This is a genomic window from Bacteroides sp. An269 (genome assembly GCF_002159755.1).
GTDB classification, from domain to species: Bacteria; Bacteroidota; Bacteroidia; order Bacteroidales; family Bacteroidaceae; genus Phocaeicola; species Phocaeicola intestinalis.
The window spans coordinates 22,991-29,991 of record NZ_NFJG01000044.1; the positions used below are offsets into that span (position 1 = coordinate 22,991).

At 46.6% G+C, this 7,001-nt stretch carries 6 protein-coding genes; 3 read left to right on the forward strand and 3 right to left on the reverse strand.

The window, feature by feature from the left end; all coding sequences use genetic code 11:
• Positions 1-83: 83 nt before the first annotated feature.
• Together B5F71_RS10010 and B5F71_RS10015 are read right to left on the reverse strand one after the other, a co-directional pair.
• On the reverse strand, positions 84-1,307 hold the full coding sequence (locus tag B5F71_RS10010) for a DUF4861 domain-containing protein (RefSeq protein ID WP_087209831.1): 1,224 nt from the start codon (positions 1,305-1,307) through the stop codon (positions 84-86).
• Positions 1,308-1,410: 103 nt separating this feature from the next.
• On the reverse strand, positions 1,411-3,018 hold the full coding sequence (locus B5F71_RS10015) for a glycoside hydrolase family 28 protein (RefSeq protein ID WP_022039786.1): 1,608 nt from the start codon (positions 3,016-3,018) through the stop codon (positions 1,411-1,413).
• A gap of 266 nt (positions 3,019-3,284) precedes the next feature.
• Here B5F71_RS10015 and B5F71_RS10020 point away from each other — a divergent pair, with 266 nt between their 5' ends.
• The 3 genes from B5F71_RS10020 to B5F71_RS10030 are packed head-to-tail and all read left to right on the forward strand — an operon-like array spanning position 3,285 to position 5,880.
• Entirely contained in the window at positions 3,285-4,142 is an 858-nt protein-coding gene (locus B5F71_RS10020) for an enoyl-ACP reductase (protein ID WP_087209834.1), read from the forward strand.
• 14 nt (positions 4,143-4,156) lie between these two features.
• Positions 4,157-5,143 (forward strand): gliding motility lipoprotein GldB, encoded by a 987-nt coding sequence (locus tag B5F71_RS10025; RefSeq protein ID WP_087209837.1) that lies wholly within the window; start codon positions 4,157-4,159, stop codon positions 5,141-5,143.
• Between the two features lie 32 nt (positions 5,144-5,175).
• Positions 5,176-5,880: an SAM-dependent methyltransferase gene (locus B5F71_RS10030; protein WP_013617660.1), complete on the forward strand. Its 705-nt coding sequence runs from the start codon at positions 5,176-5,178 to the stop codon at positions 5,878-5,880.
• 127 nt (positions 5,881-6,007) lie between these two features.
• Here B5F71_RS10030 and lipA read toward each other — a convergent pair whose 3' ends face one another.
• Positions 6,008-6,859, reverse strand: a complete 852-nt coding sequence (gene lipA / locus B5F71_RS10035) for a lipoyl synthase (protein WP_087209840.1) — start codon at positions 6,857-6,859, stop codon at positions 6,008-6,010.
• Positions 6,860-7,001: the final 142 nt, after the last annotated feature.

Genomic DNA, 7,001 nt, shown 5'->3' on the forward strand with positions numbered 1-7,001 from the left:
TTACCTTCCCTGCCGGTCAAATTTTATGATTCTTTATACTTTAGGTCAAATGCCGGAGTATGGGCAGCACACCGCAACCTTGCTTACTCGATGACTTGTATCTTAACAGGCTGTTCCAAATACTTCTTCCATTCTTGCACGTAGGCAAACCATTTTTCTTTGGTCGGATATCCAAAAGTTTCCTTGCACGATGTAAACGACGTGTAATAACGGAATGAACTTTCGCCGGGAGCGCTCACGGTATAAAGGAAGTTCTCCTTGTCGGCGGTTTCTTTTACGACCAGTTTCTTAGGGATATACGTAGCAAGACCTACCGTTTCCTTTTTATACTTCACCGTATCGTTTACGGGCCAATCGGTTCCCCAGCTTGCTACGAGTCCTTCATGGTCGGAATACATTGCGGCATGTCCGGTTATGTTTTGCACACCGGTAGCAAATACTTCATCGGTCAGCGGAGCATCAAAAATCACATCCACCTGTGCATCACGGTGTCCGGCATAGAGGGTGTAACGGTTTATCATATTCAGTTCTTTACCCTGATATTGCCAGCCTTTCACTTCGGCATCTACTACGGTACGTACCGGACCGTCGGCAAGAATCCGCTGGCCACGGATGTCAACGGGCTGAATCATGGTAGTCTGCGTGCCGTCCCATCCCCGGAGCGTTCCGGCTCCGCAACTATTGTTCACCTTGATGACGTCATCCCCGAATCCCCGCTTCAATTGCTCATCGGTAGGATAAAACTGGCTTTCCTCGATTTCCAGTCCTTTGCGGAATTTGCCATAAAGGTCTGTGGTCTGCTTTTCGTTGAAATAAATGCGGTATGCTACCAGCTCGCTTTCGAAAGCGATGCCGTGATGTTGCTGAATGGTATACGTATAAGCGTTTCCATCGGCATAAATGGCATACCCTTTGGCATATTGGTTTTTCTTGGAAGTACGGAACAACATTTCGGCAAAAACACGTGCGGGATATACCTTATCGCTCTTTTTCGGAGAAAGCGTGACGGTCAGTGTCTTTTTGCCTTGTGCAGGTACGTCGATGACAAATGCCAGCTCGTCGGCACGGGTATCGCCATTCATATCGTCCAACTGGGAGGGTATTTCAGAAGTTCCGTCGGATACAACTGCTGATTTTACTGTAAACCCTGTTTTCAACGTATGAAGGTCTATTACGACAGGCTCATCGGCCTTTTCAGTCTGCCAAGGATTTTCCACAATCACTTGAAATGTTTTCTCTGAGCTTTGTGCGGAAGCAGAGATACTTCCAGCCAGCCATGCTAAGCCAATAATAGCGAATGTTTTCATAAGTGTCAATTTATTTAGGCAACTAGGTACCCGTTGGCTAGCAACTAAGCGTGGAGAGGCTTTTTAATACGTGCATGCCAACCGGTACCTAATGATAATGCAATCAGAATTTATAAGACTCGGCTTTATTTCCGATTTTTTCGTACTTCTTATCTCCTACGGTAATGTTGGTTACCCCCATCATCTTCAGGTTATCGCCACCTTTGGTCGTGATAACTTTCACATTCTTCAGGGTCGCGTTTTCGGCACGGTTCAATGTCACGCCGTCCTTTGCATCGGAAATGGTTACATTCTCCAGGAAAATGTTCTTGATAGGCATTTCGGGAAGTCCGTTGAACAATACAGCACGTCCTACATTCTTTGCGGTGACATTCTTGATGAAGATATCACGGAATGCCGGAGTCTCCTCGGTTACCGGAGGCACAACTTCCTCTTTCGGAGCACCCGAAGCATTTCCTTCACCCGGTGCATTACCACCATAGAACAAGTCGAAGATAAGTGCCTCGTTCGGGATATTAATCATGTTGATGTTATTGATGTGAATGTTTTCCACTACCCCGCCACGACCGCGTGTACTCTTGAAACGCAAGCCTACATCGGTACCAAGGAAAGAGCAGTTGTCTACATAAATGTTTTTTACTCCTCCAGACATTTCACTACCTACTACAAATCCGCCGTGTCCGTGCAGTACCACGTTGTTGCGGATAATTACGTTTTGACAGGGTTCGCCGCGCAGGCGTCCGCTTTCGTCCTTACCCGACTTGATGCAGATACCGTCGTCTCCCGCGTCAAAGCTGCTGCCGAGTACCAGTACACGATTGCACGATTCAATGTCGAGTGCATCTCCGTTTTGTGAGTACCAGGGATTGGATACGCTGATTCCTGTAATGGTCAGGTCTTCGCATGAGAGGGGATGCAGACACCAGCTGGGTGAGTTTTTGAAGGTTACTCCTTCGAGCATTACTTTCTTGCACTTGATGAGGCTCAGCAGCACGGGGCGTAACCAGTCGCGGATACTGGCCCATTCCTCATCGGTTTCGATACCTTCGGGCACATTGAAGTCTTTACATGCATTGGCTCCTTTAATAGAACCTTCGCTTGGGTACCATATATCTCCTTTTTCATTGAGTACGCCTCCCGAAGCGACCAGTTTATTCCATTGTGATGAAGTCATCTTGCTTTTCTTTACGGGGCGCCAAGTGTCTCCGTTCCCGTCTATTACACCTTTGCCTGTGATGGCTATGTTTTCAGCACCGTTGGCAGATATGGGCGATTGGCACCGTCGTGTCTCCAGTCCTTCGAATGAAGTCTTGATAATGGGATATTGTGTGTGGTCGGCTGTAAAGAGCACCAGAGCATTTTCTTCCAAGTGCAGGTTGATATTGCTTTTCAGTACGATAGGTCCGGTAAGCCACAAACCTGCCGGTACTATCACGGTACCTCCTCCTTGTCGGGATACGGCTTCGATGGTTTGAGCAAATGCTTCCGTGTTGAGCGTGGTCCCGTCGGCAGTAGCACCGAACTCAGTTATCGAACGGGAATAGGCGGGAAACACGGGTTGTTGCACTTTGGTCATTTGGAATGGCAGGTTGCTATACACATCATCCGGGATAATGGGCGTATTTGCCTGTGCCTTTGTGGTTCCAGTACCAATAAAAGTTGCTATTCCTACAGAAAGCAAGTAATGTCGTAACGTGTTAAATTTAATCATATTCTTATGTTTTTTTGAGTTTTGCATCAAGGTATGATAATATTCACAAATGTAGTGCTTTTCGTTTAGACTCATGTGAATATTTTGACTGAATAGGTAAAAAAAATGGGCGGATGTGGAACTTTTATGCGCAAAAATTGGTTGGAGAATGGATAATTTAATCACTTGGCAGGTAAAATTGTTCATATTTGCTATTTCGTTTGTTGAAAATAGTTCGATTAATGGAAATGTTTGTATCTTTGTCCCGAATTTATAGTTTAAGACGTATGAGTTATAATTTATTAAAAGGAAAAAGAGGTATTGTATTCGGTGCCTTGAACGAGCAGTCTATCGCATGGAAAGTAGCAGAAAAGGCTGTAGAGGAAGGGGCTGTGATAACATTGTCCAATACTCCGGTAGCAGTCCGTATGGGAGAAATATCAGCTTTGGCTGAAAAACTGAATTGTGAGGTAATACCGGCTGATGCAACGAGTGTGGAAGATTTGGAAAACGTGTTCAAGCGTTCGATGGAAATATTGGGCGGTAAAATAGACTTTGTATTGCACTCTATCGGTATGTCGCCCAACGTGCGTAAGAAACGTACATACGATGATCTGGATTACGACATGTTGAACAAGACGCTGGATATTTCAGCTGTTTCGTTCCACAAGATGATTCAGAGCGCGAAAAAACTGAATGCCATCAACGAGTACGGTTCGATTGTAGCCTTGAGTTATGTAGCTGCACAACGCACATTCTACGGCTATAACGACATGGCAGACGCAAAGGCATTGCTGGAATCTATCGCACGCAGCTTCGGATACATTTACGGACGCGAGCACAACGTACGTATCAATACGATTTCCCAGTCGCCGACGATGACTACCGCAGGTTCGGGAGTGAAAGGCATGGACAAACTGTTCGACTTTGCCAACCGCATGTCTCCGCTGGGCAACGCTTCGGCAGACGAATGTGCAGACTATTGCATCGTGATGTTCTCTGACCTGACCCGTAAGGTGACCATGCAGAACCTGTATCACGACGGAGGTTTTTCAAGTGTAGGCATGAGTTTGCGTGCAATGGCAACTTATGAAAAAGGCCTCGATGAATATAAGGACGAAAATGGAAATATCATTTACGGATAAATAATCATTTCTGAATGAAAAAACTTTTATTCATATTATTAAGCGTCATTGCCTTTGCATCCTGTCAGTCAGATATGCAAAGCGGTGACGCTTTGTCTGACAGAAGGATAAAAGTTTTTCGTTATGACCGTTTACAATATGAGGCGACCGTCATGAATAGCATTTCAGCTATTCAGAAAATGAATATGGATTATCCGCAGGCTACGCGCATCCTTATTGAAGATGTGCTGATGTTGGGCAGCGTGGATGCACCAGACATTAACGAACGTTTGTGTACTTATTATTCCGATTCGGTCTTACTTCGTTTGATGGAAGAGGCGGAAGAGAAGTTCAGTGATATGACACCGATAGAGGAACGGCTGACCGAGGGGTTCAAGCGTTTGAAGAAAGAAATTCCTTCGCTTCCGGTTCCGCAGGTGTATGCTCAAATTTCTGCTTTGAACCAGTCGGTGGTAGTAGGGGACAGTTTGTTGGGAATCAGTCTGGATAAGTATATGGGCGAGGATTATCCTTTGTACAAACGTTATTATTATGCATACCAGCGCCGCTCGATGACCCCCGAACGTATACTTCCCGATTGTTTTACTTTTTATTTGGTAAGTCTGTATCCGTTTGGATGGGAAACAGGTCATCGTACTCTTTTCGATGTGATGATGCATCAAGGAAAAATCAATTGGCTGGTGCGAAAAATCCTGGGGTATTCTTCGGATGCAGAAATGCTGGGTTATACCAAGGCTGAAACAGACTGGTGTAAGAAGAATGGGAAGAAACTGTGGGACTGGATGGTACGCCGGGGACATTTGTCGAGTACCGACCCGATGGTAATTCGTGCTTACACGCATCCTGACCCTAATATTATTTTAAAAGGAGAGCCTATACCTCCTATTGTAGGAGTATGGTTGGGGATGCAATTGACGGATAAGTACATGAAAGAGCATCCGGATGTATCTGTCGAAGCTTTGCTGGAGTGTGAAGATTTCAGAGAGCTGACACTCGAATAAGGGACGGCTTTACCTAATTAGTTTTTTAAAGTATGGATACAGCATTATATTTATTGCCGGTTACATTGGGTGACACGGCTATCGAACGTGTTCTTCCTTCCTATAACAAAGAAATCATTTTACAAATCAAGCATTTTATTGTAGAAGACGTGCGTTCGGCACGGCGTTTCCTGAAGAAAGTAGACCGGGACATCGATATCGACGGGCTGGCTTTTTATCCGCTGAACAAGCACACCGCTCCGGAAGTGGTGTCGGGCTATCTCCGTCCTTTGGAAGAAGGACATCCGATGGGGGTAATTTCAGAAGCCGGATGCCCTGCCGTAGCCGACCCGGGAGCCGATGTCGTGGCTATTGCCCAGCGCAAAAACCTAAAGGTCGTTCCGCTGGTAGGCCCTTCTTCTATCATCCTGTCGGTAATGGGTTCGGGCTTCAACGGACAAAGCTTTGCTTTCCACGGTTATTTACCCATCGACCCTTCCGAGCGCATAAAACGTATAAAAGAACTGGAACAGCGCATTTACGGCGAATCCCAGACCCAATTGTTCATCGAGACTCCGTACCGGAATAATAAAATGGCAGAGGATATCTTAAAGACCTGCCGCCCGCAAACCAAGCTTTGCATAGCCGCCAACATCACGTGTGAAGGCGAATACATCAAGACAAAGACCATCCGGGAATGGAAAGGACATTTGCCCGATTTGTCTAAAATCCCCTGCATCTTCTTAATTTATAAATGAGGCTTTTCGCCCCGGATGACGGAACGGATAAACGCATGCGGAACGCATCCGTATGTATTGCCCTACGCAAGCGGCTGCATCGGACATCCCAACCGCTTGCATCAGCCATCGCAGGCGGTTGCGTTTATCAAGTGAACCGGATGTGTTTTTCCGCATGATACGAGGAGCGGACCAACGGACCGCTCTCTACGGTAGAGAATCCTTTTTCTTCGCCTATCTCTTTATACTTCTGGAATTGCCCGGGAGTGATGTATGCCGCTACGGGATAATGCTTCCGGCTTGGCTGGAGATATTGACCGATAGTCAGAATCTTGCATCCGCATGCAAGCAGGTCATCCATCGTCTGTTCTACTTCTTCCGGTGTCTCTCCTAAACCGACCATTATGCCCGACTTTGCCGTAATTCCGCTTTCGGCTATCATCCGTATCACTTGCAGGCTCCGTTCGTATGTAGCTACACTCCGCACCAGTGGGGTGATGCGCCTTACGGTTTCCAGATTGTGTGAAATGATATCGGGATACGCATGGATGACAAGCCGGATAAGTTCGGCACGCCCCTGAAAATCCGGAATAAGTGTTTCAAGGGTGGTATCAGGGTTCATTTCCTTAATGCACCGGATGGTCTCTGCCCAATGTGCGGATCCCAAGTCGGGCAAATCGTCTCTGTCTACCGAGGTTATGACTGCATGGTCCAGCTTCATCAGACGGATAGACTCCGCTACGTGCCGGGGCTCTTCCGGGTCGAGCGGAAGCGGCTTTCCGCTTTGGGTATTGCAGAACTTGCACGAACGTGTACAGATGGCTCCGCCAATCATGAAGGTAGCGGTTCCTTTTCCCCAACATTCACCCAGATTCGGGCAGCGCCCGCTGGAGCAAATGGTGTGCAGCTTGTGTGTATCTACGATGCGTTTGGTATCGGCATAACGGGCATTGGCACCGATTTGTATCTTGAGCCATTCAGGCTTTCTTACGTGTTCCATGGTATATGTTATTTCACCACAGATTACACAGATTAAGAAGCTGTTTTGAATTTCTCCAAAAAGTTTTTCTTGGCTTGATGTGTTCGTTTTCGTGTGTGCTTTGGGCGATTTTTTGGTCCTTTTCGCTCCTGTTCTTCGTCAG

What these genes read in the sequence shown, in the direction of transcription:
- B5F71_RS10010 (WP_087209831.1), bottom strand. Translation starts at nt 1,307, where the DNA reads ATGAAAACATTCGCTATTATTGGCTTAGCATGGCTGGCTGGAAGTATC.
- B5F71_RS10015 (WP_022039786.1), bottom strand. Translation starts at nt 3,018, where the DNA reads ATGATTAAATTTAACACGTTACGACATTACTTGCTTTCTGTAGGAATA.
- B5F71_RS10020 (WP_087209834.1), top strand. Translation starts at nt 3,285, where the DNA reads ATGAGTTATAATTTATTAAAAGGAAAAAGAGGTATTGTATTCGGTGCC.
- B5F71_RS10025 (WP_087209837.1), top strand. Translation starts at nt 4,157, where the DNA reads ATGAAAAAACTTTTATTCATATTATTAAGCGTCATTGCCTTTGCATCC.
- B5F71_RS10030 (WP_013617660.1), top strand. Translation starts at nt 5,176, where the DNA reads ATGGATACAGCATTATATTTATTGCCGGTTACATTGGGTGACACGGCT.
- lipA (WP_087209840.1), bottom strand. Translation starts at nt 6,859, where the DNA reads ATGGAACACGTAAGAAAGCCTGAATGGCTCAAGATACAAATCGGTGCC.